The organism is Myceligenerans crystallogenes (assembly GCF_039529775.1).
In the GTDB taxonomy this organism is placed as follows: domain Bacteria; phylum Actinomycetota; class Actinomycetes; order Actinomycetales; family Cellulomonadaceae; genus Myceligenerans; species Myceligenerans crystallogenes.
This window is the reverse complement of record NZ_BAAANL010000003.1, coordinates 25,662-49,527: the sequence shown is the minus strand read 5'-3', so window position 1 is coordinate 49,527 and position 23,866 is coordinate 25,662. Positions and strand designations below refer to the sequence as shown.

The following is a 23,866-nucleotide window of genomic DNA, read 5'->3' as shown; positions in this document are numbered from 1 at the left end:
CGGCCCGGGAGCTCGGCGCCGTCCGGACGGCGTCAGATCGCGGTGCCCTTCGCGTCCAGCACGTGGGTCTCGCCGAAGGACACGTTCAGGTCCATCCAGGCCGTCACCTCGTCGCCGTCGAAGCGGAGCGTGAGCGTCGTGGTGAACGGCGTCGCCACCGAGACCAGGTGTGCCACCAGGAGATCCGGCTCCGCCCAGGCGGCGGCGCAGGCGACCTCGGCGGGGCCGTCGCCGAGATCCGCCGTCTGCCGCACCCACTCGCCGACGCCCAGGGCGAAGCCGTGTTCCGCGCCGCGCCGCACGAAGCGCAGCGCCAGGCGGCCGTCGTCGCCGGCCGACAGCTCGAGCTCCTCGAGGTCGCCGGCGTTCGGCGTCATGCGGTAGGTGCGGCCGAGCATCGGCGTGTCGGGCATCCCGGCACCGGCCGCGTCGCCGGGGCCCGCGGGTCCGTCCGGCGTGCCGTCGGGGCCGCCCAGCGGCTGCGGGAGCGGCAGGCGCAGGTCCCACGTCACGCCGTCGTCGGGCGGCAGCACGGCCGACGACGGCCGCGCGCCGTCGTGCGGCAGGCCCGTCTCCTTCGCCGCGGCCGGGTCGAGCGCCGGGAGCAGACCGTCCCAGACGGCGTCCTGCACCGACTGCAGGTTCCGGACGCCCGCGGTGATCGCGAGGACCACCTCGTGCTCGGGCCAGACGATCGCGTACTGGCCGAACGCGCCGTCGGCGCGGTAAGCGCCGAACCGCGAGCGCCAGAACTGGTAGCCGTAGCCCTGCTGCCACTCGAGCCAGTCGTGCGTGGTCGCGATCTGCCGGCTCGTGGCGGCGTCGATCCACCCGGCGGGGACGAGCTGCTCGCCGTTCCAGGAGCCGCGCTGCAGGCAGAGCTGCCCGAGCTTGGCGATGTCCTCCGTGCGCAGGCTCAGGCCGTAGCCGCCGACGTCGAGGCCGTCCGGGTCCTGTTCCCAGGTGGCGCCCTCGAACCCGAGCGGGTCGAGGACGCGTTCGCCGAGGTAGTCGAGGAGGCGGCGCCCGATGAGGCGTTGCACGATGACGCCGGCGAGGTAGGTGGCGCCGGTGTTGTACCGGAACTGGCTGCCCGGCTTCTCGGGCACGGGCATCGCGAGGATCTGGCGGATCCAGTCGCCGTCGGGCCGGCCGAGGTTCGTGGGGACGATCGCCTCGATCGTGGACGTCTCGTTGCCGGTGCTCATGGTGAGCAGGTCGCGGACGGTCATCGCCCGCAGGTTGTCCGACGGCGCGGCGGGGGCCTCCGCGGCGAGGTGGTCCAGGACGCGGTCGTCCAGGGAGAGCAGGCCGTCCTCGATCGCGAGGCCGACGGCCAGGCTGGTGAAGCTCTTGCTGACCGAGAACAGGAGCTGCGGGGTGGCGGCGTCGTACGGCGACCACCAGCCCTCGGCGACGACCTTCCCGTGCCGCAGGAGCATGAAGCTGTGCGCGGCGTCGAGACCGTCGAGGTTGCGCACGAGGCGGAGGACCGCGGCGGGGTCGAGGCCCTCGGCCTCGGGGGTGGAGCGGGGCAGGGGGCGCGTCGTCGTCACGACGTGCATCGTAGGGAGGAGGCGCCGTCGTCGTCCATCGTGGTGGTCCGCGCCGTCCGCGCCGTCCGCGCCGTCCGCGCCGTCCGCAGGATGATCCGCCTCACCCTTCGTCGTTGTCAGTCACCCCGTCTAAGGTGGCTGGCGTGACCACCGCCTTGTACCGCCGCTACCGGCCCGACACGTTCGCCGAGATGATCGGCCAGGAGCACGTGACGGGTCCCCTCATGCAGGCGCTGCGGAGCGGGCGGGTCAACCATGCCTACCTGTTCAGCGGGCCGCGCGGGTGCGGCAAGACGACGTCGGCCCGGATCCTCGCGCGCACGCTGAACTGTCACCGGAACACCCCGGAGACGCCGATCGACACGCCCTGCGGCGAGTGCCCGTCGTGCGTCGAGCTGGCGCGGGGCGGGCCCGGGTCGCTCGACGTCGTGGAGATCGACGCCGCCAGTCACAACGGCGTCGACGACGCGCGGGACCTGCGCGAGCGGGCCACGTACGCGCCCGCGCGGGACCGGTTCAAGATCTTCATCCTCGACGAGGCGCACATGGTGACGCCGCAGGGCTTCAACGCGCTGCTGAAGATCGTCGAGGAGCCGCCGCCGCACATCAAGTTCGTGTTCGCGACGACGGAACCGGACAAGGTGATCGGCACGATCCGGTCGCGCACCCACCACTACCCGTTCCGGCTCGTGCCGCCGGAGGTGCTGTCGCCGTACCTGGAGAAGCTGTGCTCCGCGGAGGGCGTCGAGGTCGGTGCGGGCGTGCTCCCGCTGGTGACGCGCGCCGGCGGCGGTTCGGTGCGCGACTCGCTGTCGGTGATGGACCAGCTCATCGCCGGTGCGGCGGACGGGGAGGTCGGCTACGACCTCGCCGTGGGGCTGCTCGGGTACACCCACGCGACGCTGCTCGACGACGTCGTGGACGCGCTGGCCGCGCGGGACGGAGCGTCGATCTTCCGGGTGGTCGACCAGATCATCGCGACCGGGCACGAGCCGCGGCGGTTCGTCGAGGACGTGCTGGAGCGCCTGCGGGACCTGATCGTGATCGGCGTCTCCGGCGAGGCCGCCGACGCCGTGCTGCGCGAGCTGCCCGCCGACCAGCTGGAGCGGATGCGGGCGCAGGCCGGGAGGCTCGGCGTCGCGGAGCTGTCCCGCGCGGCGGATCTGGTCAACGCGGCGCTGACGGAGATGACGGGGGCGACGTCGCCGCGGCTGCACCTGGAGCTGCTGTGCGCGCGGCTGCTGCTGCCGGGCGCGGACGACGGCGCCGCGGGGCTCGCGGCGAGGATCGACCGGCTGGAGCGGGGCGGGATCGTGACGGGCGGCGGCGGTGCTGTCGCCGGCGGAGCGGACCATGCGGGTACGGCCGCGGCCGAGCCTGCGGGTGGCGGGGCCGCCGCGGGCAGGTCGAGCCACGCCGCCGCGGGCGGGTTAGGCGGCGCCGCCGCGGGCGGGTTAGGCGGCGCCGCCGCGGGCGGGGGGCTGAGCGGTGCCGCAGCCGCGCGGGCCGTGGTCGAGGCGACGCGGGGGAGGAAGGGCGACGCGGGCGCGGGTGGTGCCGTGCCGAGCGGATCCGTGCCGGGTACGGACGGCGGGTCGGAACCGGGCTCGGTCGCCTCGGTCGCCTCGTCGGCGTCGGATCCGGGTGCGGCCGCAACGGCGCCGGAGCCTCCCGCTCCCGCGGCGGCGCGGAGTGCGGACGTACCCGTAGCGTCGGGCGAGACGGCGGCGCCAGGACCCGTGGCCGAGGACCATGTCCAGGATTCGGATACCGGAGAAGCTCCGGCGCCGGGCACCGGCCATGCGCAGCCTTCCGAGACGGCCGTGACGGCGGCGGCACCGGCCGAGCCCGAGAACGTTCCCGCAGCCGGGCCGCCCGGCGGCATGACCACGGAAGAAGTGCGCCGCCGCTGGCCCGAGGTGCTCGAGACGCTCGCGTCGGCCCGGGTGACCTGGTCGCTGGTCGGGCAGAACGCACAGGTCTCCGCGCTCGACGGGGGCGTGCTCCGGCTCGCCTTCCGCGCGGACGGGCTCGCCCGGGCGTTCTCGAACCCGCGGCACACGAAGGCCGTCGAGGACGCCGTCTACCAGACCCTGGGGCTCCAGGTGAAGGTCGAGGGGATCGTCGGGGGCGGGCCGGACGGCGGAGCCGGTCCCGGGGGTGGCCCGGGTGGGCCGGCCGCGCCCGGCGACGCTCCGTCCGGTGTCTCCGGCCGCGGAGGTTCGACGGGCCCACGGGTGCCCGCGACGGTGAACACTCCGGTGGCGGCGGCCTCCTCGAGCAACGGAACGCGCGCCTCGGCCGGCGGGGGCCCGGTGGCCTCGGCCGGTTCGGCGAGCGGCCAGGCTGACGACTCCTCCGACGACGACGGTGGCTGGCCGGCGGTACCCACGCCGGGGCGCCAGGCCGCGATCCCGGCGGCTGACGGCATCGCGCAGGACGGTCAGGTGGGCGGCGGGGCAGGCGTGGCCGCGACCGCTGCCGTGGTCGCAGGAGCCGCCGCCGTGGCGGTGGCGGACCGGACGGCTGAGGCAGCCGCGCCGTGGGCGGACAGCGTGCCGCCCTCGGCCCCGGCCGCAGTGCCCGGCGCACCGGGAGGTGATCCCGCCACATCGTCGGCAGGAGCCTCGTCGCCGGACGCACCGGCGCCGTCCGTCGGCACGACGCCGTCGGACGACGACGTCGTCGACCCCGGCGCGACGAGTTACGTGCCTGCGGCGCCGTCGGACGACGACGAACCTCTGCCCGAACCTCCGCCGGACTACGACGAGGGCTACGCACCCGAGCCCGTCCGGCCTGCTCCGAGCCGGCGGCCCGCCCCTGCCGTGCACCGCGACCCGACCCCCGATGTCGCGTACGCGCCGGCCGGCGGGCGGAACCTGACCGGCGCGGAGCGCGCCCGCGAGGCGCTGCGCCAGGCCCAGGCGGCGCGCGGCCCGGCGCCCGAGCAAGGTCATTCCGGCGGAGCGGGCGGCACGGCGCCGACGCGCTCCCCCGCCGCGACCTACGAGGAACTGTCCGCGGACGATCCGGACATCGCCGGCGGCAATGGTCTCGTCGGCGTCCCGCTCGTGGTGAAGGTGCTGGGCGGCACCATCATCGAGGAGACGGTCGAACAGGCGTGAGCGACCCGGGACGCATCGCGTGAGCAGCATCCTGAGCCGCGGCACGGCCGACGGCGCGGCCGACGGCGCGGCGACCCTGCGCATCGTCGCCGCGATCGTGATCGGCACCGATGGCCGGCACCTGCTCGTCCGCAAGCGCGGGACGACGTCGTTCATCCAGGTGGGCGGCAAGATCGAGCCGGGCGAGGCGCCGCTCGCGGCGATGGTGCGCGAGGCGGAGGAGGAGGTCGGCCTGCGGTTCTCCCCTGAGCGCGTCGAGGTGCTGGGCCGCTTCGACGCGCCTGCGGCGAACGAACCCGGCCATGTCGTCGACGCCCACGCGTTCCTGGTGCGGCTGCTCCCCGGTGAGACGCCGCGGGCGCAGGCGGAACTGGAAGAACTCGTCTGGATCGACCCGGACGTTCCGGCAGTCTCCCCAGGCACCACCCCGTCACGCCAGTTCTCGATCGCGCCGTTGAGCCTGGATCTGCTCGCCGCCTGGGCTGCGCGGCGGTAGCCGGGCCGGTCTACCGCCTCCCTGACGCTGGTCATGGGGGGAATGAGCCTGACATTGCTCACTGGGAATGGGCCTGACTGGAAATGGGCCTGACGTCGATCAAGGGGGACGAGCCCTCTGTCGGACAAGAACGCATGCCTGTGGATGAGAAATGTTGTCCACAGATTCGGAGGAATACGATTTCTGAGCATGCGTGTTCGAACGGAAGTAGTGACAATTGATGTCATGATGCTTCGTCGGTTGAGCCTGCTGTGGGACGGTCCGGATGCCGCCCCCGGCAGCGTTGCGCCCGGCGATGACGGCGCACGTGGGCCTCGCGGTTCCGGCGGCGAGCCGTCTGGTCCTGCTGACAGCCCTGCCCGTGACGACGAGGGCGCCGCAGAGATGACTGCCGGACCGGTGGGCCCTCTGCCGGACCCGGCTTCGCGAGTGGCGGACCCGGCTTCGCGGGTAGCGGACCCGGCTTCGCGGGTAGCGGACCCGGCTTCGCGGGTAGCGGGCATGGTCCGCGTGCCCGACCAGCCGGGCGTGGGAGATCTGGCGCAGGCGGTCGCGGAGGTGGCTGAGGCCGAGGCGAGGGTCGGGGCCGCGTCGGCGAGTCTGATGGCGGCGATCGAGCGGTGCCGCCGGATCGCCGATCGGGTCTCCCGGGACGTCCTGGTGGATGTGGAGGCGGCATCGACGGCGACGCGCGCACAGGGCAGGCGCGGCACGCCGGAGGAGTGGATGGCGCAGCTCGCCCGTCGCGGTCTGGCCGCGGAGCTGGGTGCGGTCCTGCAGGTCTCGACCCAGACCGCCGGCGGCCTGCTGGCCGACGCGGAGATCCTCGCAGGCACCGGCGCCAGGGTGCTCGCCGAGCTGGCCCGCGGGCGCATCTCGTTGCAGCACGCGCGGGCGATGGCCTCCCAGCTCGCCGGGCTGGAGCCGGACGTGGCCGAGCTGGTGACCGACGAGGTCCTGAGCCCGCCAGTCGTCGGCGGCACCGAGGGCGGGGCGCCCGGAGACCTCGAGGACCCCAACGGCGGGCAAGATCCGGACGCCGCCGGCTCGCCCGAGCGTCCCGGGAACGTGTTCGCCGGTGGTGTGCTGTCGCCGGGGCAGGTGCGTCGTCGCGCCCGCATCTCCCGCGAACGGCACCACCGCGAGCCGCTGCGGGCTCGTTGCGAGAAGCGGGCGGACCAGCGCTACGTGCGCCTCGACCCGGCCGGGGACGGCATGGCCTACCTCGAAGCTTTCCTCCCTGCCGTGACCGCGCACGCCATCGACGACCGCCTCCAGCGCACCGCACGACAGGCCCGCGCCCACGGCGACCCCCGCACCCACACCCAGCTCCGCGCCGACACCCTGGCCGACCTGGTCCTGGCGGATGCAGACGACGCGGCTCACGCGGCCACGACGACATCGGCCGACCTGCTCCTGGCCGGTCCAGGAGACCCGCCCGATGCAGCAGACGGGGCCCTGCCGGTATCGCGTGACGGTGTACTGCCCGGTACACCCCGGGGCGAGGCGGCGCTCGTTTGCCGCGTTCATCACCACGGCAACGACCACAGCAACGACCACGGCGATGGCCCCGGCACCGACGACGGCTGCCAGGACGTGAGCATTTCAGGTAACGCGCCTTTGGCTGAGGAGGCGGGCGCGCACGGGCATGTGCTTGATGCCGATCCGAGGGCCGGGTGCGTGCCCCTCGTGCCGCTGGCGCGGGCGATCCGCCCGGTGGTCCACGTGACCGTGCCACTCCTGCGGCTGGCGGGCCTGGACGGGCACGAGCGGCTGGATCCCGGGGCGGGGCCCGCGATGCTGGACGGGCAGGTCCCGATCGACGATGCGACCGCCGCGCGCCTGGTGGCGCAGGCACCCAGCCTGCGGCGCCTGCTCACCCTGCCCGAGAACGGCGCCGTCGTCTCGGTCGGCAGGGACTCCTACGCCGTGCCCGCGGATCTGCGCGCCTGGCTGGCCACCAGGGACGTGACCTGCCGGTGGCCCGGATGCGCCGCCCGCGCCGACAGGTGCGACATCGACCACGTGACCGACTGGGCCGCAGGCGGCCGCACCGACCACGACAACCTCATGCACCTGTGCCGCGCCCACCACGTCCTGAAGCACCAGACCCGATGGACCACCCGGCTCGAACCCGACGGCACGACCACCTGGACCAGCCCCACCGGACGCACCTACACCACCCGGCCCCAGCAACTCGTCACCGCCGCCGAGGCCACCGAGGCCGCGGAGACCAAGGAGACGCCGCGGCAGATCCTCGAACGCTACGGCCTGCCCGCGACCGACCCCGCCGACCAGGCCCACCACAGAGAGAAGGCAGAAGCCAAGGCGAAGGCCCGCGCCGCACGAGCCCGCGCCGCACAAGCCCGAGCAGCCAAGGCCCACCCGGCAAGAGAAACCGAGATAGCAAGGAGGGCCGAGACCGCACAGAGGGCTGAGACCGCCACGGGAGCCGAGATCGCCAGGGAAACACAGATCGCCGAGCCGGTAGAACCAGCGCGAACCGGGCCGACGGGAACCGAGACCGCACAAACCGACGCCGTGCGAACCGACGCCACGTCGCCTCACCCCCCAGATCACTCCCGCCCCAACGGCCCGATACCCTTCTGACGCGCACCGCCCGCTCAACGGAGCAGGCCAGTTCCTCCCAGCCGTAAAGGTCACGCCCATGCGCAACATCCCCAGCTCGATGGACCCCACGGTGGTCTCGGCGATCGACGCACGCCTGGACGCCGTCGAGGCACAGCACCGCGTCCGCATCCTGTGGGCGATCGAGAGCGGCAGCCGGGCCTGGGGCTTCCCCGGGTCCGACTCCGACTACGACTGCCGTTTCCTCTACGTCTCATCCGTCGAGGACTACCTCGGCCTGCGCGGGCGCCGCGATGTCATCGAGACGCCGCTCGACAGGATCTTCGACGTCAACGGCTGGGACGTGCGCAAGGCGCTCGGCCTGATGGTCAAGGGCAACGCGACGGCCGGCGAATGGCTCCGCTCCCCGATCGTCTATCGCGGCGACGCCGGATTCCGCGGCACCCTGCTCGAGCTGGCGAACGACGTCGTCGACCCCTACGCCCTGACCAACCATTACCTGCACATCGCACAAAACCAGCTCGGCCTGCTGGAATCCAGCGGCGCCCTGAAGAAGTTCTTCTACGCGCTGCGCCCGGCAGCCACGCTCCGCTGGATGCGCGTACGCGACGACGCCGTCCCGCCGATCGAGCTCGGGCAGCTCCTCACGGAATCCGAGGCCGACCCCGAGGTCCGGCATGCCACCGCCGAACTTGTCGACCTCAAGGCGAGAACCCGCGAACTGGGCGGCGCCACGATCCCGGCCGTCCTGCGCGACTTCGTCACCGCGGAACTCGCCGCCGCCGCATCACGGCTGCCGGGACTCGAGTCGGCCCGCGTGGACCCCGACACGGCGTGGAAGCGCGCCGACGCCGTCTTCCTCCAGCTCCTGGAGTCCCGGGAGTAGCCGGCACACGGCTCGGCACAGGCGTCCGGGCATGCAAGGACCCCTCGCACACCCACCAGAGCTCACTTACCCTTGCTGCCTTCCGGCCCTGGGGGAGTTCGGCGAGATGGTGCCGCACGAGGGGTCTGCCCACAGCCTAACCGAGCGCGTCGCCGAATCCCGAATCCGACGGCGGCACGACGCCGTTCGCAGGCGGCGGCGTACGTCACACCGAGGTCACCGTCTTTCGATTCGGTCCCGGGCCCCTTGGTCCGGTATCCTCATCAGGCTGTTCCCGATACGTGCGAGCGTGTCCCGAACGCTGTGCCCTCGGGTGCAAGGAGGATTCGCCTAGCGGCCTATGGCGCACGCTTGGAAAGCGTGTTGGGTTCACGCCCTCGGGGGTTCGAATCCCCCATCCTCCGCCGGACTAGCCCCGGGATCTTCGGATCCCGGGGTTTTTCGTTGCAACGGCGCGGTTTCCGGGCTGTCTGTTCAGTTGGCACCTGTACGCGCGGATGCGCTCCAGATAGCATGAGACTAGTACCAGGATAGTCACACGAGCAAGCGCATCGGAGCAGGTGAAGGGTGAAGCGGAGCACCAAGGGATACCCCCGCGGGATCGACCGGCCGCGGGGCGCGACATACCGGGCGCGCGTGGTCTGGGAGGGGCGGCAGGTCTCGATCGGGCACTTCCACACGCTGGGGGATGCGAAGGCGGCGCTGGCGATCGCACGGTCCGAGGTGGCGCGGCAGACATTCGTGCCGCCCAAGGAACGACGCCGCCTGGCCGCTGCCGTCGTCGAGCAGGAGGTCCGGCAGTCGCTGACCGTGCGGCAGTGGTCCGAGACGTGGCTCGCCGGGCTCAAGGCTGCCGAGCGCTCCCCCGGGACCATCACGTCGTACAGGTCCACGCTGAATGTGCACATCCTTCCGGTGCTCGGCGACCGGCGGCTCGTCGATGTCACGACGAGCGACATCGACGAGCTGCTCGCCGACGTGCGCGAGGCGAAGGGGCCCTGGGCGAACGTCGCGCGGACCGTGCGGGCGATGTTCTCCGCCGCCGCGGCCCCCAGAGTCCAGGCGGGCGGGCTCACCGAGTCACCGGTCGTGGTGTCCGTGCCGAAGCCGAAGCGGATACGGAAGCTCGCTCCGGACGAGATCCCGACGGCGGAGCAGGCCGCGGCGCTGCGCAAGGCGATGCCGCCCGAGCTTGCCATCGCCATCGACCTCGCCGCCTGGTGCGCGATGCGACTCGGCGAGGTGCTCGGGCTGCAGCGGCGCGACCTCGAGAACCTCGACGACCCGAAGCGAGCCATGCTGCACGTGCGCCGGCAGTGGCACACGAAGAGCAATCCGCCCGCGTACGGCGACCCCAAGCGCGGGTCGGCGCGGTCGATCTCGATCCCGCCGCGAGTCGCGGCCCGGCTTGCCGAGCATATGAAGGAGCACGCTGGCTCCGGCCCCGAGGGCCCCGTGCTGCCCAGCCCGCGCGACGCGACCCGGCCGATCTCCGAGCAGGCGTTCAACACCGCGTGGAACGCCGCCAGGAAGGCCACCGGGGTCAGGTTCATGTTCCACGACCTGCGCCACCTCGGGCTGTCGCTTTACGCCCAGCAGGGAGCGACACTCGCCGAGATCATGGCCCGCGGCGGTCACACGAACGTCGACGCCGCGATGATCTACCAGATGAGCAGCGCCGACCGGGACCGCGAGCTTGCAGCACGACTCGACGCCGTCGAAGAGGGCGCGTAGCCGCTTTCGCGCGGTTATCGCGCCGTCACGCCCCACGCTTTGAGCATGATTTCGGTCACAATCTGGCCCGCTTCCGGGTTCATAGACGGACGTGTACGGACGGTCAGGGTCCTGGACGGACGTGTACGGACGTTGGACCTGAATACCGAACGCTTGTGCGCTTCGGAATGTCGTACATATGTTCGCCGCAGAAGAACGCACGACCGGGCATCCATCCGCCAAGATCTCCGCCCGGCCGTGCATACCCCCTACCCGGAGGCACGACGAATGTACGACGTTCCCAAGCGCGCCAGCGACTCCCAGCACTCCCTCACCATCGCTCAGGTGGCCGAACGCCTGCAGTGCTCGCCGGACACTGTGCGCCGCGAGATCGCCCGCGGCAACCTGAAGGCGGTCCGCTTCGGCCGCCTCATCCGTATCCGCGAAAGTGACCTGGACCGCGCGCAGCGCGCTGTCACCCCGGCCCAGATGGCCTACTCAGGTGCGGACCGCTGATGGGGCGCGCGAACGCCATCGCGGCGTACACGCTGTTCCCGAACCTGAACCACCGCGCGCACCGCGCTCTCGACTACATGGCGCTCGTGTCGCTCGACCCGCCCGGCACAGGCGGCAATGAGCCGCTCCGCTACTACGGCGGGCACGCCGCCATCGCAGCCGCTCTCGGACTCGTCGACTGGAGCGTTGGGCAGCTCGACCCCAAGGAACACCGCTCCCAGGCCGAGGTCGTACGACGCGTCATCAAGGAACTCACCGCCGCCGGAGCGATCACGACCGAAGTCGGCGGTTACCGAGCCAGGGCGGCCGAGTACCGCCTCCATCTCGACCCCCTCGAACAACGAAACGGCGGGGCATTGAACAACGTAGCGGCGGGGCATTCGCAACGTCACGGCGGGGCTTCACCCCGCTGCGACGGCGGGGCCAAGAGAAGGAAGACCCACTCAACTCAACTGGAAGGAGAAAGGGGTACGTCTCCCAACTGTCGTACAGACCGCGCGCGCGACGTCGAACCGATGAATTACGAACTCGCGAGCCAAGTGGTCATCAGCGCCCTCGGATCCCGCAGCCACGACGCCGTCGAGCGGCGTAGCCGCGACCGTCAGATCAGCACGAGAGCCGCAGTCCTCGAACTCGCCGCCGAACTCAAAGCCAGGAGCGCAGCATGACCACCGTTCTCCCCTTCAAGCCCGCTGATGATGCCCAGCACCTCGCCGCACTCGCGCTCGCACAGGCCGGCGCTGTCCCCGCCTGGGACACCTCACGCACCGTCGTCCTTCGCTGGGCGGAGCTCGTGGACCTTGAGCCGGACCCTGCCGTCGCTGTCCACTTCGCCGTGCACCTCGTACTCGCTGACCTCGACCGGCACAGCGCTCCAGCATGAGTCCGTGATTCCGGCTCCTCGTGGGGGTAGGGGCGTCGGAGTTTCATGAACCGATCGGCACGTCCGCGCCGCCGTCCCTGCGCACACACCTTCTCAGAACGTGACCCCCCCTTTTGCGGACGTCCGCCCAGGTCACGATAGGCTCCAAGCATGATTCGCGCGGTGTTCTTCGATGTCGGCGAGGTCCTGGTCAACGAGACGCGGGAGTACGGGACGTGGGCCGACTGGCTCGATGTGCCGCGTCAGGCGTTCTCGGCGGTATTCGGGGCGGTGATCGCTCAGGGGCGGGACTACCGGGAGACGTTCCAGGAGTTCCGCCCCGGCTTCGACCTGAAGGCTGAGCGTGAGCGCCGCGCGGAGGCGGGCCAGCCGGAGTGGTTCGGCGAGGACGACCTCTACCCAGACGTCCGTTTCTGCCTGTCGGAGCTTCGGGGCCAGGGCCTCGTCGTGGGGATCGCGGGCAACCAAACGCTTCGCGCGGAAGGCCTCCTGCGTGAGCTGAACCTGCCGTGCGATGTCCTGGGGACGTCGGACTCGTGGAACGCCGAGAAGCCAGATGTCGCGTTCTTCGAGCGGCTCGTCGTGGAGGCGGGCGTTCCCGCGAGCGAGATCCTGTACGTCGGCGACCGCCTCGACAACGACATCCGGCCCGCGCAGACGCTCGGGATCGAGACCGCGGTGCTTCGACGCGGCCCATGGGGTCATATTCTGCGCGGCGAGACGGCGGCCCGGATCCTGGGTGAGGACTTCGAGGCGAAGTGCCTGTTCCGACTGAATGCCCTGGCCGAGCTGCCGGAACTCGTGGCGAAGCACAACACCGGCTCCGCTGCGTAACCGCTACCGAGAAGTGCCGGTGAGGGCTGTGGCGCGTTCGGCAAGCTGGGGTCCGTACGGGGTGACCGCAAGGGCCGCGACGACGTCGTGCATGCGATCGACGGCCGTGGCATACGGCGCGTTCTCCATGATCGACATGGCTTCCTCCGCATGCCCGACGGCCTGGTCTGGGTCGAGTTCCGCGGAGGCCGCCGCGAGGTCGAGCAGGAGCACCGGGCGCTGCTTGATCGACTTCTCGTCCAGGCCGTCCAGCGCCGAGGTGAGCCATGTCTGCGCGGCTTGTGGGTCGCCACCCAGGAGTTCGGCGTTGCCTGCGAATCCCGCCAGGCGCGCAGGGTCGTAGAAGTCGAACCACTCAGGCCTGAGTTCGTCGTGGTCGGTGAGTTCCGCTCCAGCCATCGCGATGTGGGCGCGGGAGCGCGCGGGATGTCCGGTACGCGCGTGGACCTCGGCGGCGACGCAGTTGACCCAGGACCGCAGCCAGGCGCTTTCGCTCTGTGCGGCGTGGGCGGCGGCTTCGGCCAGATGGGGCCGAGCGTGGGCGGCGTCGCCGGCGAATCCGGGGACGAAGGCGTGGTGTGCGGTGATCGCGGCGGCCAGGTCGTGGTCGAGCGTCTGCCCGACGGCCGTCCGCGCGGTCGCGAAGCATCTCTCGGCGAGTTGTGGTCGGGACAGGTCGAACAATGCCACGCGCGCGGCGAGCAGGGCCGTCTCGGCAACGGCGGCCGATAGTGAGGCGGTGAGCTGCTGTGTTGGTGCGATCTGCCGTAGGAGCTGGGTTCCGAGACGCAGGTGTCCGAGGACCGCTTCGAGCATGGTCGTGGCGTCGAGGTTCCAGTAGAAGCCGCGGTTGAGTGCGGTGATCGCGCGGTACGACTCGACAGCTCGCGGGTCGAGGGCTGATCGTGCAGGCCGGAGCGCGGCGAACGCGCCGTCGGCGTCGAACGAGACGGCGGCAGGGGCAATACCGGCGGCGAGAAGCAACCGCAGGAATTGCTGGCGGCCGATGCCGTCGTTGCCGTTCATCATCAGCTCCCACACCATGTCGTGTTCCTGACCTGTCAACGTCGAGCCGACCCCGGCCAGCGTGGCGAAGTCGCCTGCGACCCCCGACGCAGGTTCGGGTGTCGGGGCAGCGTCTGAACCCAGCAGCGCGTCCAGTTCCTCCGGGGAGACCTTCAGCGCCTGCGCCAGCCGTAGCCGCATCCACGGTAGAGGCTCGGTGGTTCCGGCCTCCCAGCGGTAGACGGTCGTGCGTTCGACCCCCAGGCGGGCCGCGAGGGCGTCCTGGCTCAACCCGAGCACCTTACGACGCTCGGCAAGCTTCGCGCGCCTGTTGCTCATCACGCCTCCCGTTACGTCCGTGCAGGTCACGGGCTCGCTGCAGCATCCGTGCAGCAAGAATGCCGCATTCGTGCACTACGTGGTGCGCTGCCGCGCCGGTTCGATGAAACACAGCTCGCAACATCGTCGTCGCGAGCGTCACGAAGTTCCATCCGCAAGTCGTTCGGAAGGAGCACCACCATGCACGTGACAGTCGAGAACCGTTCAGTGACCCCAGCACACGAGGCCGAGTTCGAGGTCGTGGAGCGCAAGGGCATCGGGCATCCGGATTCGATGGCGGACATCCTCGCGGAGGAGTTCTCCCGCCGGTACTCGCGGTACGGGTTGGACACGCTCGGGATCGTGCCGAACCACTGGGTCGACAAGGTGGCCCTCATCGGTGCGGCAGCGACCGTCGACTTCGGCGGGTTCAGTGTGGACAAGCCGATCAGTTCGTACCTGTTCGGCAAGCTCACACGCGCGATCGGTGACACGTCGATGCCGATCGAGGACCTGTTCCGCAACGCCTCGACGGACGTTCTCGTGGCGGCGACCCGTGACCCGCGGATCATCGACTACGTCCGACACGCTGTGGAGAACACCAGCGGGACGGCCGTGGATCATCCCCCGGCGTTCTACCGGCCGATCGATGCCGTCGCGGCCGAGCAGGCCACGGCGCTGCGAGCGAACGACACTGCGTTCTGCGCGGCGCATGCGCCCGCGACACCGACCGAGCAGCTCGCGATCACGCTGGAGAACCTGGTCAACGGCCCGGAGTTCGCCACGATGTTCCCCGCGGCAGGCTCGGACGTGAAGGTGATGCTGCTGCGTGGCGACGCCCGCCTGGACGTGACCCTCTGTCTGCCGTTCCATCCGGGGATGACGCCGACGGGTGAGTCGTACCGGGGGATGCTGGCCGCCGCGCACGAGCACATCGCCGCTCTGGCAGCAGTCGCGGCGCTCGGGCTGGGGATCTCCGACCCAGTGCACGTGGCGGTCAACACGAAGGACGTCGAAGGAGGCGCGTACCTGGCCCCGTTCGGTACGTCGCTCGGCAAAGGCGACTGCGGCCTCGTAGGCCGCGGGAACAAGGCCGACGGAGTCATCGCCTCGTCACGGTCCGCGGGTGTGGAGGCGCTGGCCGGGAAGAACCCCGTTCACCACACCGGCAAGCTCTACACGCTGGCCGCGACTCGGATCGCCGACCGAGTCCACGCGGAGCTCGGGCTCGCGAACGAGACCGTTCTGATGTCTCGCAACGGCGACCCGCTGGATCAGCCGGCGTTCGTGGGCGTGCGGCTGGGTGGCCGGGCTGGGCGTGCGCAGCGGGTCGTGATCGACGAGATCGCGCATGACACGATCTCGCGGCTGGACCTGCTGACCAAGTGGCTGCTGGAGACGCCCGCGATCGAGCGGTTCCGGGACCCGCGCGTCCAGGTGGAAGGCTGACATGCGGGACCACGCCGACCGCGACGTCGTCCTGGTGACGCTCGACTCCTGCCGCTACGACACCGCCGTGCAGGCGGTCACACCGAACCTGGACCGCCTCGGCCCGCTGCTGCAGGCCGAGACATCCGGGACGTTCACCCTCCCGGCGCACGTCGCGTTCTTCTCCGGGATGACGCCGCGTCCGCTGGACGGCGAGCATGACCTTGCGGGGCAGCAGTACCGCAGCATTTGGCGGTCGACGGCGGCACGGCCGTCAACCGCGGCGACGGCCGTGCCGTTCACCGGTCCGATGCTCATGGATCACTACAGCCGCAGCGGCTTCAAGGTCATCGGCGCTGGTGGTGTCACGTTCTTCGACCCGAAGGAACCGGGCAACTGGCTTCCCAGCCTGTTCGACACGTTCTACTACTTCGGCCGCACCAACGCCACGGCGGCCGACACCCGGGTCCGGTACCGCGAGGAGTCCCTCACGCTCGCCCACCCCGAGATCCTGGCCGACGACGCACGCGCCGCGAAGCGATTCTTCCTGTTCATCAACTGTCCGAGCACGCACATCCCGTACACGACCCCGAACACGCGCCTGACCAACCGCACGCGGGCGCTGCTGGAGCGGCTCTACCGCCTGCACGACAGCAAGCAGGTGACGCCCGACGCCTTCGCCCCGGACGAGGTCGCGTCCCTGCACTCCATGCAGGTGCGCGCCCTGGAGTGGGCGGACCAGCAGCTCGGCATCTTGTTCGACCGGCTCGCCGACCGTGAACCACTGGTCGTGTTGTGCGCCGATCACGGCGAGGAATTCGGTGACGACGGACGCTACGGCCACGGGCACCCTCACCCCTCCGTCACCACCGTCCCGCTCTGGTCCGGCATCCTGCGCCAGGAGCAGCCATGAACCCCGCCGCCGAGACATGGCTCGCCGACACGATCCGACTCGCACGCCGACTTCCAGCCGCCGTAGCCCCCGGCATCCTCGCTGACCGCTACCTCGAACGACTTGGCTGGGACCAGAACGCCGATCCGGACGTGCCATGGATCGTGTTCGACGGCCCCTCCGCTGTCGGCAAGGACACTCAGATCGCCCTGGCCGCGACAGTCCTGCGCGGCCGAGGTCTCACGGTGTCGGTCGTCGGAGGCACGGGCGTACGAACACAGCTCGGCCCGATCACCGACCGCGCCGTCGAAACGAACGCTGCCCTGCCTGGACGTTCCCGGTGGACTGCCGACTACCGGCTCAAGGCCGCAGCGTGGGAAGCGCTGCGACGCCACATGCCTGCACCTGGATCGGCCGACATCGTGCTGTGCAACCGCGGCCCGCTCTCGCAACTCGTCTACTCGGCAGTCAGCGGAGCGCCGGAACTCCTCGACACCGAACCAACACGCCTTGAACAATCCGCACGTCCCCGGGACACCCACCTCCTGCTCTCGTGCCCGGACGACGTCGTAGCAGCCCGGGCACACCGTCGGGCCTCCGTCGGCGACAAGCCGCTGCGGACGCTCGACACACCTGAGTTCATCGCACGCGCCAATCGCGCCTACCACGACCTCGCGACCTACGTGCCCTGGGTACGGGTCGTGGAGGTCAGCGGAGGCCGCGAAGAGAACTTCGCCACGATCATGGCCGTCGTCGACTCGGTGCTTCCCCACGACGCCGATCGGGGAGGCGAGGATGCGGCCTGACCCGTGGACCGAGCATCCCACGATCCAGCGCCTGACCGGACCGATCCGCACCCGCCTCGGAATCTCGCCACATCATGCATCGCTGCAGGTAGGTGCCCTGCGCACCCACCTCCTGACCGCGGCACTCGCCCACGCAGCGGCCATCGCCCGGAACACCCGCGCCGAGGTTCTCCTTCGCTGGGACGACACCGATCCAGCCCGGGCAAAGCCTGACAACGAACTCTCACTCGTCCACGAACTCACCGATGTCGCAGGGATTCCCCTCCACGCCGGCGGGCACCCTGCCGCGCTTTTGCGGCAGTCTGGACGACAACCCGCCTACGACCGCGCCCTCGCGCACCTGAGCCGCCTCCACCTCACCCGCACGGCGCGCGAGGGCGGAACCGTCCTGGACCTCGAGGCGGTTGACGACCTTCTGGCAGGTCACGGGATCGATCCCGTGGAGAAGGCACACCAGAGCGTGGTGAACATCCGCCGGGTTCCAGCACCACAGCACTCCACGCTTCGCCTCACCCGATCCGACGGCACCCCGCTGTGGCACCTGGCCACAGTCGTCGACGACATCGACGCCGGGATCAACCTCATCGTGCGTGGCACCGACAAGATCGACGCCACCAGCATCCAGGAACGCCTCCGTGCCGTGTTGGCAGCCCACCATCAGGTGGCATACCTCTTCCTGCCCAGGCTCACCGGCGCGCCCGGCACACCCAAATTACGCGTCCGCGACGCACTCGCCAATGGCATTAGACCGGAAGCACTGCGCTGGTACCTCGCCGAGACCTATCTTCGCAACGACGAACCGGCCACGACGTTCGACCACATCCTTGAACGGCTCCGGCCCGTACTACCTCGCGCTCGAGACAGCCGGATCGACGTACACCGGCTGGAGGCTCTCAGCCACAAGGTCGAGTCACGCCGACGGGCTGCCGCCCGACGGGGTCCGGAGCACTGAGCGAGGTCCGAATCGGTCCTGGTCCGGGTCGGTACGCCCGGACCAGGACCGATCAGCCAAGCCGATCCGCGGCGGCCCTCAGCCGCTCCACTGTCCGGTCGCGGCCCAGGACCTCCATCGACTCGAACAGTGGCAGCCCGACCCTGCGGCCGGTGATCGCGACGCGGACCGGGGCCTGCGCCTTACCGAGCTTCAGCCCGTACTCGGCACCGATCTCCTCCAGCGCCGCCTTGAGCGCGTCGGCGTTCCAGTCGATCTCGCTATACCGGTCGATCGTGGCCGTCAGGATGTCGGCGGCGTGATCACCGCCCATCGCCTTGTCCCAGGCGGCCTCGTCGATCGCGGGCTCGTCCAGGAAGAAGAAGTCCACCATCTCCACGACGTCACCCAGCAGCACGATCCGCGTCTGGACCAGCTCCGCGACGGACGCGAACACCTCCGGGTCGTACGAGGTGGTCGGCCACGGCACGTCGTCGGACGTCAGCCACGGCTGCACGGCCTTGGTGAACTCCGGAACCGTCATCGCGCGGATGTAGTCGCCGTTGAACGCCTGGAGCTTCTTCACGTCGAAGAATGCCGGGGACGGGTTCACGTCCTCGAGCCGGAACTCCGCCACGATGTCGTCCCACGGCACGATCTCGCGATCGTCCGCCGGAGCCCACCCCAGCAACATCAGGTAGTTCCGCATCGCCTCAGCGAGGTAGCCCTCGGCGCGGAAGTCCTCCAGCGCCACCCGGTCACGACGCTTGGACAGCTTCTGCCGCTTCTCGTTCACCAGGATCGGGGCGTGCACCCAAATGGGAGCGTGCGCGCCGAGTGCCTCCCAGATCAGCTGCTGCTTGGGAGCGTTCGGCAGGTGCTCCTCGGCACGCATGACGTGGGTGATGCCCATCTCCATGTCGTCGACAACGTTCGCCAGCAGGAACACCGGCGAACCGTCACCGCGGGCGATCACGAAGTCCTCGATCAGCGCGTTCTCGAACTCCGGCTTCCCACGCACCAGGTCCACGACGGTCGTCGTGCCCTCGTCCGGTGTCCGGAACCGGGTCGCCCGGCCTCCACCGGGCTCCAGACCGCGGTCACGGCAGAACCCGTCGTAGCCATGGTGGCTCGACCCGGTGCGCGCGACGACGTCCTCACGCGCGCAGTCGCAGAAGTATGCCCGGCCGTCCGCGAGCAGCTTGTCGATCGCCTCGTGGTGCTTGCCGACGTAGTCCGACTGGAACAGCGGACCCTCATACTGGGACTTGTCGATCCCCAGCCACGCCATCGTGTCGATGATCCCCTGGACCCACTCCGGCCGGTTCCGCGAGGCGTCCGTGTCCTCGATGCGCAGCACCAGCGACCCACCCGTTTGTCGCGCGAACACCCAGTTGAACAGCGCCGAACGAGCGTTCCCGACGTGGAACATGCCCGTGGGCGAGGGTGCGAAGCGAACTCGGATCTCGGGGTTGGTCACAGCGCACCAGCCTATCTGTACGAGACAGGGGGCGGCGGGATTCTGGCTCACTTCCAAGGTCTCGCATCACCCGCTCGCGCCAAGGTGAGGCACGCAGGACTATTGGTCACGAATGCTCAGGCGACGAAACCAGCCTCGGCCAGCAGGGCGTCCCTGTTCGCCAGTACGAACTCCTTGAGTGCCACCGGCTTGAGGTCGATCGCCTCCAGAGTCCCATCGTCGAGCGGGATGTAGTCCAAGTCGTATCCACCGCGTTCGGGCTTGCTGAGCTCCGACCCATGCCGCTCGGCCAGGTTCAGCGACGTCAGCCGGGCCACGAAGAAGTGCTGGATCGCGACGCCAGCGTCGGTGGGGTCCGAGGAGAGGAAGACCTGCTGGTAGCCGTCGGCGGTCGCACCCAACTCCTCGGCCAGCTCTCGGCGCAGCGCATCCTCCACGGATGCATCCGTGTCCTCGACTCCGCCGCCCGGCGAGGTCCAGTACGGAGCCTGCCCCGGCTTGGTCCGCTTGATCAGGACCAGCCGCCCCTTGTCGTCGACGACGATCCCACGCGCTCCCCGTCGGCCAACTGCAACCGCCTGCGCAACGCTCATCGCTGATCCCCCTTCCCTCGATCAGGTCGACGGTCGACCTGCCACAACAGGTCACTACGCTATCCAGGCCCACCCCAGGCGTACTTGTCCCCCGGTCATGTGTGTCCGGAGTCCCCCGGACACACATGACCGGGGGACCCCGGACGCAGGTGTCCGCCAAACCATCAATAGAACCGTCCATAGGAACCGTCCGGTCGTGGCGAACTGGGGTGGGGAACCTCACCACTCGCGCACGAGCGGATCGCCGCACCTCCTACCCATCCCGAGACGAGCCATGAGTTCGCGCGCGTCGCTGTCTACGAAGTGGGCAGGCACGGTGACCACACCGCGGGCGCGGGCATGTCATCCGAACAGGCGTGCGCCCTGCCTGATAAAGTCCCTGGAGGTATGCGGTCTGGGTCAGCACGTCGAAGAGTGGCACCCGCTGCACACGCGGCGACAGGAGAACAGCGAGCATGAACCGAGAGACCCAGCGCGCGGAACTGCACAAGACGATCTGGAGGATCGCGAACGATCTCCGGGGCAGCGTAGACGGCTGGGACTTCAAGCAGTACGTGCTCGGCTTCCTGTTCTACCGGTACATCTCCGAGAACCTCACCGCCTACCTGAACGAGGGCGAGCGCGACGCCGGCAGCGCGGACTTCGACTACGCCAAGGTCCGCGACGAAGACGTCACCGACCCCACCTTGGTCGCGGGCATCGTGGCGGAGAAGGGATTCTTCATCCGCCCCTCCGAACTCTTCGTCAACGTCCGCGCCCGCGCCCCTCGCGACGCCGACCTCAACATGACGCTGGAGAAGGTCTTCCGGCACATCGAGTCCTCCGCCGTCGGCACCGACGCCGAGGACGATCTCAAGGGCTTGTTCGACGACGTCGACGTCAACTCGAACAAGCTCGGACCGACGGTGGCCAAGCGAAACGAGCGGCTCGTCAAGCTGCTTGACGCGATCGGCGACCTGAACCTCGGCAACGGGACGTTCAGCGAGAACAAGATCGACGCGTTCGGCGACGCGTACGAGTACCTGATGCAGATGTACGCGTCCTCGGCCGGGAAGTCCGGTGGGGAGTACTACACGCCGCAGGAAGTCTCCGAACTCCTGGCCCGCATCACCGTCGTCGGCAAGACCAGCGTGAACAAGGTCTACGACCCGGCTTGCGGCTCGGGTTCGCTGCTGCTGAAGTTCCGGAAGGTGCTCGGCAAGGACGGCGTCCGGCAGGGGTACTTCGGTCAGGAGATCAACCTGACGACCTACAACCTGTGCCGGATCAACATGTTCCTGCACGACGTCAACTACGAGCAGTTCGACATCGCCCACGGCGACACCCTGATCGAACCGGCGCACTGGGACGACGAGCCGTTCGAGGCGATCGTGTCCAACCCGCCCTACTCCATCAAGTGGGAAGGCGACGCGAACCCGCTGCTCATCGACGATCTCCGCTACACCCCGGCCGGCGTGCTCGCTCCGAAGTCCAAGGCGGATCTGGCGTTCACGATGCACATGCTGCACTGGCTCGCCGTGAACGGGACCGCGGCGATCGTCGAGTTCCCGGGCGTGCTCTACCGGGGCGGCGCGGAGCAGAAAATCCGCAAGTACCTGATCGACAACAACTACGTCGATGCGGTGATCCAGCTCCCGCCGGACCTGTTCTTCGGCACCACGATCGCGACCTGCATCATCGTGCTCAAGAAGTCCAAGAAGACCAACGACGTGCTGTTCATCGACGCCTCGGAAGAGCTCGTCCGCAGCGGCAACAAGAACAAGCTCTCCGAGGGCAACCAGAACAAGATTCTGGAGGCGTTCACCGCCCGCAAGGACATCGCCCATTTCGCCCAGCTCGTCAGCAACGAGGCCATCGCCGAGAACTCCTACAACATCTCGGTCTCCTCCTGGGTCGAGGCGGAGGACACCCGCGAGGCCATCGATATCGTCGAACTCAACGAGCGGATCGCCGACATCGTGAAGCGCCAGTCCGCGCTGCGCGAGCAGATCGATGCCATCGTCGCCGACCTGGAAGGAGAGCCGTTGTGAACGGTCCTCTGGACTTACCGGCGGAGTATCCGCAACTGCTCGCGGAAATCAAGCAACGGATCAGACGAGCGCAGACGCGGGTCATGCTGTCGGCCAGCGCCGAACTGATCCAGCTCTACTGGGAGATTGGCTCACTGATTGATGCCCGCCAGCGGCGTCAAGGATGGGGGGCGAGGGTCATCCCACAGCTCGCACGCGACTTGCGTAGCGAGTTGCCCGACGAGAAGGGCTTCTCCGAGCGCAACATCGACCGGATGCTCGCGTTCTACCGTGAGTACTCCGACGTCGAGTTTTCGCCACAGCTGGTGGCGAAAACCAGCGCACCGGGCCAGACCCTGGAGATCTCGCCACAGCCTGCGGCAAAGTTCCCAGGCGAGTTGCTCCTCAGCGTGCCCTGGAGCCACCACGATCTGCTCCGCGCCAAGGTGAAGGACCCCGCGACTCGCGCCTGGTACATGCGCGCGAGCATCGAAAACGGCTGGAGCCGGTCCGTCCTGCTCGCCCAGATCCAGACCGGCGCGCACGAACGCGCGGGCCAGGCCGTCACGAACTTCGGGCTGCGCCTGCCGCCGCCGGACTCCGACCTTGCCCGGCAGGCACTCAAGGATCCGTACATCCTCGACTTCCTCACGATCAGTGACGACTTCCGCGAGCGTGAACTCGAAGCCGGACTCATCGCACACATGGAACGGTTCCTCATCGAACTCGGCCAGGGCTTCGCGTTCGTCGGGCGGCAGCACCACCTCAAGCTCGGCGACCGGGACTTCTACCTCGACCTGCTCTTCTACCACCTCAAGCTGAGGCGGTACGTCGTGGTCGAGATCAAGCGCGGCGAGTTCCAGGCCGAGTACGCAGGCAAGGTCAACCTCTACTGCAACCTTGTTGACGACCAGCTCCGACACCCGAATGACGCCCCGACCATCGGCCTCATCCTGTGCCAGGAACCCGACCGCCTCTTCGCGGAGTACACGCTGCGCGGCATCGACAAGCCGATCGGCGTCTCCGGCTACGAACTGACCCGCGCGCTTCCTGCCGAGCTTGAGGCCACGCTCCCAACGATCGAACAGATCGAAGCCGAGCTCCAAGGAGGGGCTGAGTGAACCTCCAGGCCGGCAGCGTAGCGGCTGGATCAGCCCCAGACCCCGACTCGTCAGGCCTCTGTCCCGCACAGCGGGCCAGCCGTGCTGCTCCAATTCGGGAGACGGCGTCTCCTGAATTCAAAGGTCGACTCTTCGAATACGAACTCGATGACCAGGAGGATGCATAGTGAGCCGCATCGACGACCTCATCAAGCAGTATTCGCCTGACGGAGTTCGCTTCCTATCGATGGGCGACGTCTTCGAAATGAAGGCTGGAAGAAACATTCTTGCTGCGGCGATCTCGGCAGTCGCAGACGGTGATCATCCATTCCGGTGCTATGGCGGGAATGGACCGCGAGGGTACGTGGCCGACTACAGTCACGATGGTGCGTACCTCCTGATAGGTCGCCAGGGTGCCCTTAGCGGAAACGTCAAGCGAACCACTGGGAAGATCTACGCGACTGAACACGCCGTGGTCACATCACCCCGGTCACTCGATGTCATGGACATCGCATTTGCCTACCACCTGCTCGTTGCGATGAACCTGAATCAGTACGTGTCAAAGGGTGCACAACCTGGCCTGGCCGTTAGCACGATCGCAAGAGTCAGAATACCGGTGCCGCCGCTTGAGGTTCAGCGGGAGATCGGGAGGATCTTGGATGCCTTTACGGAGCTGGAGGCGGAGCTGGAGGCGGAGCTGGAGGCG

20 protein-coding genes, 1 tRNA gene and 1 other RNA gene are annotated in these 23,866 nt (G+C 69.3%); 17 read left to right on the top strand and 5 right to left on the bottom strand.

What is annotated here, in order from left to right; all coding sequences use genetic code 11:
- Positions 1-32: 32 nt before the first annotated feature.
- A complete protein-coding gene (locus tag ABD208_RS07880; RefSeq protein ID WP_344101316.1) occupies positions 33-1,556 on the bottom strand; it encodes a serine hydrolase domain-containing protein in 1,524 nt (507 codons plus the stop codon).
- Positions 1,557-1,699: 143 nt separating this feature from the next.
- Between ABD208_RS07880 and ABD208_RS07875 the strand changes: the two genes are divergently transcribed.
- From ABD208_RS07875 to ABD208_RS07860, 4 genes are all read left to right on the top strand, one after another.
- Positions 1,700-4,681 carry a DNA polymerase III subunit gamma and tau gene (locus tag ABD208_RS07875; RefSeq protein ID WP_344101314.1) on the top strand — a complete coding sequence of 994 codons (2,982 nt, stop codon included), beginning with the start codon at positions 1,700-1,702 and terminating at the stop codon, positions 4,679-4,681.
- A gap of 19 nt (positions 4,682-4,700) precedes the next feature.
- Positions 4,701-5,177 carry an NUDIX hydrolase gene (locus ABD208_RS07870; RefSeq protein WP_344101312.1) on the top strand — a complete coding sequence of 159 codons (477 nt, stop codon included), beginning with the start codon at positions 4,701-4,703 and terminating at the stop codon, positions 5,175-5,177.
- Positions 5,178-5,678: 501 nt separating this feature from the next.
- Positions 5,679-7,787: an HNH endonuclease signature motif containing protein gene (locus ABD208_RS07865; RefSeq protein ID WP_344101310.1), complete on the top strand. Its 2,109-nt coding sequence runs from the start codon at positions 5,679-5,681 to the stop codon at positions 7,785-7,787.
- Between the two features lie 58 nt (positions 7,788-7,845).
- Complete coding sequence (locus ABD208_RS07860; protein WP_344101308.1) at positions 7,846-8,652, top strand: nucleotidyltransferase domain-containing protein; 807 nt, start codon at positions 7,846-7,848, stop codon at positions 8,650-8,652.
- Positions 8,653-8,684: 32 nt separating this feature from the next.
- Here the strand turns inward: ABD208_RS07860 and ffs are convergent.
- Positions 8,685-8,781, bottom strand: an RNA gene (gene ffs / locus ABD208_RS07855) — signal recognition particle sRNA small type.
- Positions 8,782-8,971: 190 nt separating this feature from the next.
- Between ffs and ABD208_RS07850 the strand changes: the two genes are divergently transcribed.
- The 6 genes from ABD208_RS07850 to ABD208_RS07825 all read left to right on the top strand — a co-directional run bounded on the left by ABD208_RS07850 (position 8,972) and on the right by ABD208_RS07825 (position 12,598).
- A tRNA-Ser gene (locus ABD208_RS07850) sits at positions 8,972-9,056 on the top strand.
- A 163-nt stretch (positions 9,057-9,219) separates the two neighbouring features.
- Positions 9,220-10,386: a tyrosine-type recombinase/integrase gene (locus tag ABD208_RS07845; RefSeq protein ID WP_344101306.1), complete on the top strand. Its 1,167-nt coding sequence runs from the start codon at positions 9,220-9,222 to the stop codon at positions 10,384-10,386.
- Between the two features lie 267 nt (positions 10,387-10,653).
- On the top strand, positions 10,654-10,881 hold the full coding sequence (locus ABD208_RS07840; RefSeq protein WP_344101304.1) for a helix-turn-helix domain-containing protein: 228 nt from the start codon (positions 10,654-10,656) through the stop codon (positions 10,879-10,881).
- The gene (locus ABD208_RS07835) at positions 10,881-11,549 is read left to right on the top strand and encodes a hypothetical protein (RefSeq protein WP_344101302.1); all 669 of its coding nucleotides are present in this window, start codon (positions 10,881-10,883) and stop codon (positions 11,547-11,549) included. The genes ABD208_RS07840 and ABD208_RS07835 overlap by 1 nt, the downstream gene beginning before the upstream one ends.
- Positions 11,546-11,764, top strand: a complete 219-nt coding sequence (locus ABD208_RS07830) for a hypothetical protein (RefSeq protein ID WP_344101300.1) — start codon at positions 11,546-11,548, stop codon at positions 11,762-11,764. Before ABD208_RS07835 ends, ABD208_RS07830 begins: the two co-directional genes overlap by 4 nt.
- A gap of 150 nt (positions 11,765-11,914) precedes the next feature.
- Positions 11,915-12,598, top strand: coding sequence for an HAD family hydrolase (locus ABD208_RS07825; RefSeq protein WP_344101298.1), 684 nt, complete (start codon positions 11,915-11,917; stop codon positions 12,596-12,598).
- A gap of 3 nt (positions 12,599-12,601) precedes the next feature.
- Here the strand turns inward: ABD208_RS07825 and ABD208_RS07820 are convergent, their stop codons facing one another.
- Positions 12,602-13,942 carry a helix-turn-helix transcriptional regulator gene (locus ABD208_RS07820; protein ID WP_344101296.1) on the bottom strand — a complete coding sequence of 447 codons (1,341 nt, stop codon included), beginning with the start codon at positions 13,940-13,942 and terminating at the stop codon, positions 12,602-12,604.
- Between the two features lie 180 nt (positions 13,943-14,122).
- On the opposite strand from ABD208_RS07820, the gene ABD208_RS07815 reads away from it, so the two are divergent.
- From ABD208_RS07815 to ABD208_RS07800, 4 genes are read left to right on the top strand one after another with little or no spacing between them, the layout of a single operon-like run.
- The gene (locus tag ABD208_RS07815; RefSeq protein ID WP_344101294.1) at positions 14,123-15,370 is read left to right on the top strand and encodes a methionine adenosyltransferase; all 1,248 of its coding nucleotides are present in this window, start codon (positions 14,123-14,125) and stop codon (positions 15,368-15,370) included.
- 1 nt (position 15,371) lies between these two features.
- Complete coding sequence (locus ABD208_RS07810) at positions 15,372-16,262, top strand: sulfatase-like hydrolase/transferase (protein WP_344101292.1); 891 nt, start codon at positions 15,372-15,374, stop codon at positions 16,260-16,262.
- Complete coding sequence (locus tag ABD208_RS07805) at positions 16,259-17,047, top strand: nucleoside/nucleotide kinase family protein (protein ID WP_344101290.1); 789 nt, start codon at positions 16,259-16,261, stop codon at positions 17,045-17,047. Before ABD208_RS07810 ends, ABD208_RS07805 begins: the two co-directional genes overlap by 4 nt.
- Entirely contained in the window at positions 17,037-17,999 is a 963-nt protein-coding gene (locus ABD208_RS07800; protein ID WP_344101288.1) for a nucleotidyl transferase family protein, read from the top strand. Before ABD208_RS07805 ends, ABD208_RS07800 begins: the two co-directional genes overlap by 11 nt.
- Before the next feature lie 52 nt (positions 18,000-18,051).
- Here ABD208_RS07800 and gltX read toward each other — a convergent pair whose 3' ends face one another.
- Both gltX and ABD208_RS07790 read right to left on the bottom strand, forming a co-directional pair.
- Positions 18,052-19,458, bottom strand: a complete 1,407-nt coding sequence (gene gltX, locus ABD208_RS07795; protein ID WP_344101286.1) for a glutamate--tRNA ligase — start codon at positions 19,456-19,458, stop codon at positions 18,052-18,054.
- A gap of 116 nt (positions 19,459-19,574) precedes the next feature.
- Entirely contained in the window at positions 19,575-20,051 is a 477-nt protein-coding gene (locus tag ABD208_RS07790) for an NUDIX domain-containing protein (RefSeq protein WP_344101284.1), read from the bottom strand.
- A 455-nt stretch (positions 20,052-20,506) separates the two neighbouring features.
- On the opposite strand from ABD208_RS07790, the gene ABD208_RS07785 reads away from it, so the two are divergent.
- The 3 genes from ABD208_RS07785 to ABD208_RS07775 all read left to right on the top strand — a co-directional run.
- Entirely contained in the window at positions 20,507-22,081 is a 1,575-nt protein-coding gene (locus ABD208_RS07785) for a type I restriction-modification system subunit M (protein WP_344101282.1), read from the top strand.
- Positions 22,078-23,181: a PDDEXK nuclease domain-containing protein gene (locus ABD208_RS07780; protein ID WP_344101280.1), complete on the top strand. Its 1,104-nt coding sequence runs from the start codon at positions 22,078-22,080 to the stop codon at positions 23,179-23,181. Before ABD208_RS07785 ends, ABD208_RS07780 begins: the two co-directional genes overlap by 4 nt.
- Before the next feature lie 166 nt (positions 23,182-23,347).
- Positions 23,348-23,866, top strand: a 519-nt coding sequence (locus ABD208_RS07775; protein ID WP_344101278.1) for a restriction endonuclease subunit S, incomplete at its 3' end; no start/stop codon positions are given.

What these genes read in the sequence shown, in the direction of transcription:
- ABD208_RS07805 (WP_344101290.1), top strand. Translation starts at nt 16,259, where the DNA reads ATGAACCCCGCCGCCGAGACATGGCTCGCCGACACGATCCGACTCGCA.
- ABD208_RS07840 (WP_344101304.1), top strand. Translation starts at nt 10,654, where the DNA reads ATGTACGACGTTCCCAAGCGCGCCAGCGACTCCCAGCACTCCCTCACC.
- ABD208_RS07860 (WP_344101308.1), top strand. Translation starts at nt 7,846, where the DNA reads ATGCGCAACATCCCCAGCTCGATGGACCCCACGGTGGTCTCGGCGATC.
- ABD208_RS07815 (WP_344101294.1), top strand. Translation starts at nt 14,123, where the DNA reads ATGCACGTGACAGTCGAGAACCGTTCAGTGACCCCAGCACACGAGGCC.
- ABD208_RS07835 (WP_344101302.1), top strand. Translation starts at nt 10,881, where the DNA reads ATGGGGCGCGCGAACGCCATCGCGGCGTACACGCTGTTCCCGAACCTG.
- ABD208_RS07800 (WP_344101288.1), top strand. Translation starts at nt 17,037, where the DNA reads ATGCGGCCTGACCCGTGGACCGAGCATCCCACGATCCAGCGCCTGACC.
- ABD208_RS07785 (WP_344101282.1), top strand. Translation starts at nt 20,507, where the DNA reads ATGAACCGAGAGACCCAGCGCGCGGAACTGCACAAGACGATCTGGAGG.
- ABD208_RS07790 (WP_344101284.1), bottom strand. Translation starts at nt 20,051, where the DNA reads ATGAGCGTTGCGCAGGCGGTTGCAGTTGGCCGACGGGGAGCGCGTGGG.
- ABD208_RS07825 (WP_344101298.1), top strand. Translation starts at nt 11,915, where the DNA reads ATGATTCGCGCGGTGTTCTTCGATGTCGGCGAGGTCCTGGTCAACGAG.
- ABD208_RS07820 (WP_344101296.1), bottom strand. Translation starts at nt 13,942, where the DNA reads ATGAGCAACAGGCGCGCGAAGCTTGCCGAGCGTCGTAAGGTGCTCGGG.
- ABD208_RS07830 (WP_344101300.1), top strand. Translation starts at nt 11,546, where the DNA reads ATGACCACCGTTCTCCCCTTCAAGCCCGCTGATGATGCCCAGCACCTC.
- ABD208_RS07810 (WP_344101292.1), top strand. Translation starts at nt 15,372, where the DNA reads ATGCGGGACCACGCCGACCGCGACGTCGTCCTGGTGACGCTCGACTCC.
- ABD208_RS07865 (WP_344101310.1), top strand. Translation starts at nt 5,679, where the DNA reads ATGGTCCGCGTGCCCGACCAGCCGGGCGTGGGAGATCTGGCGCAGGCG.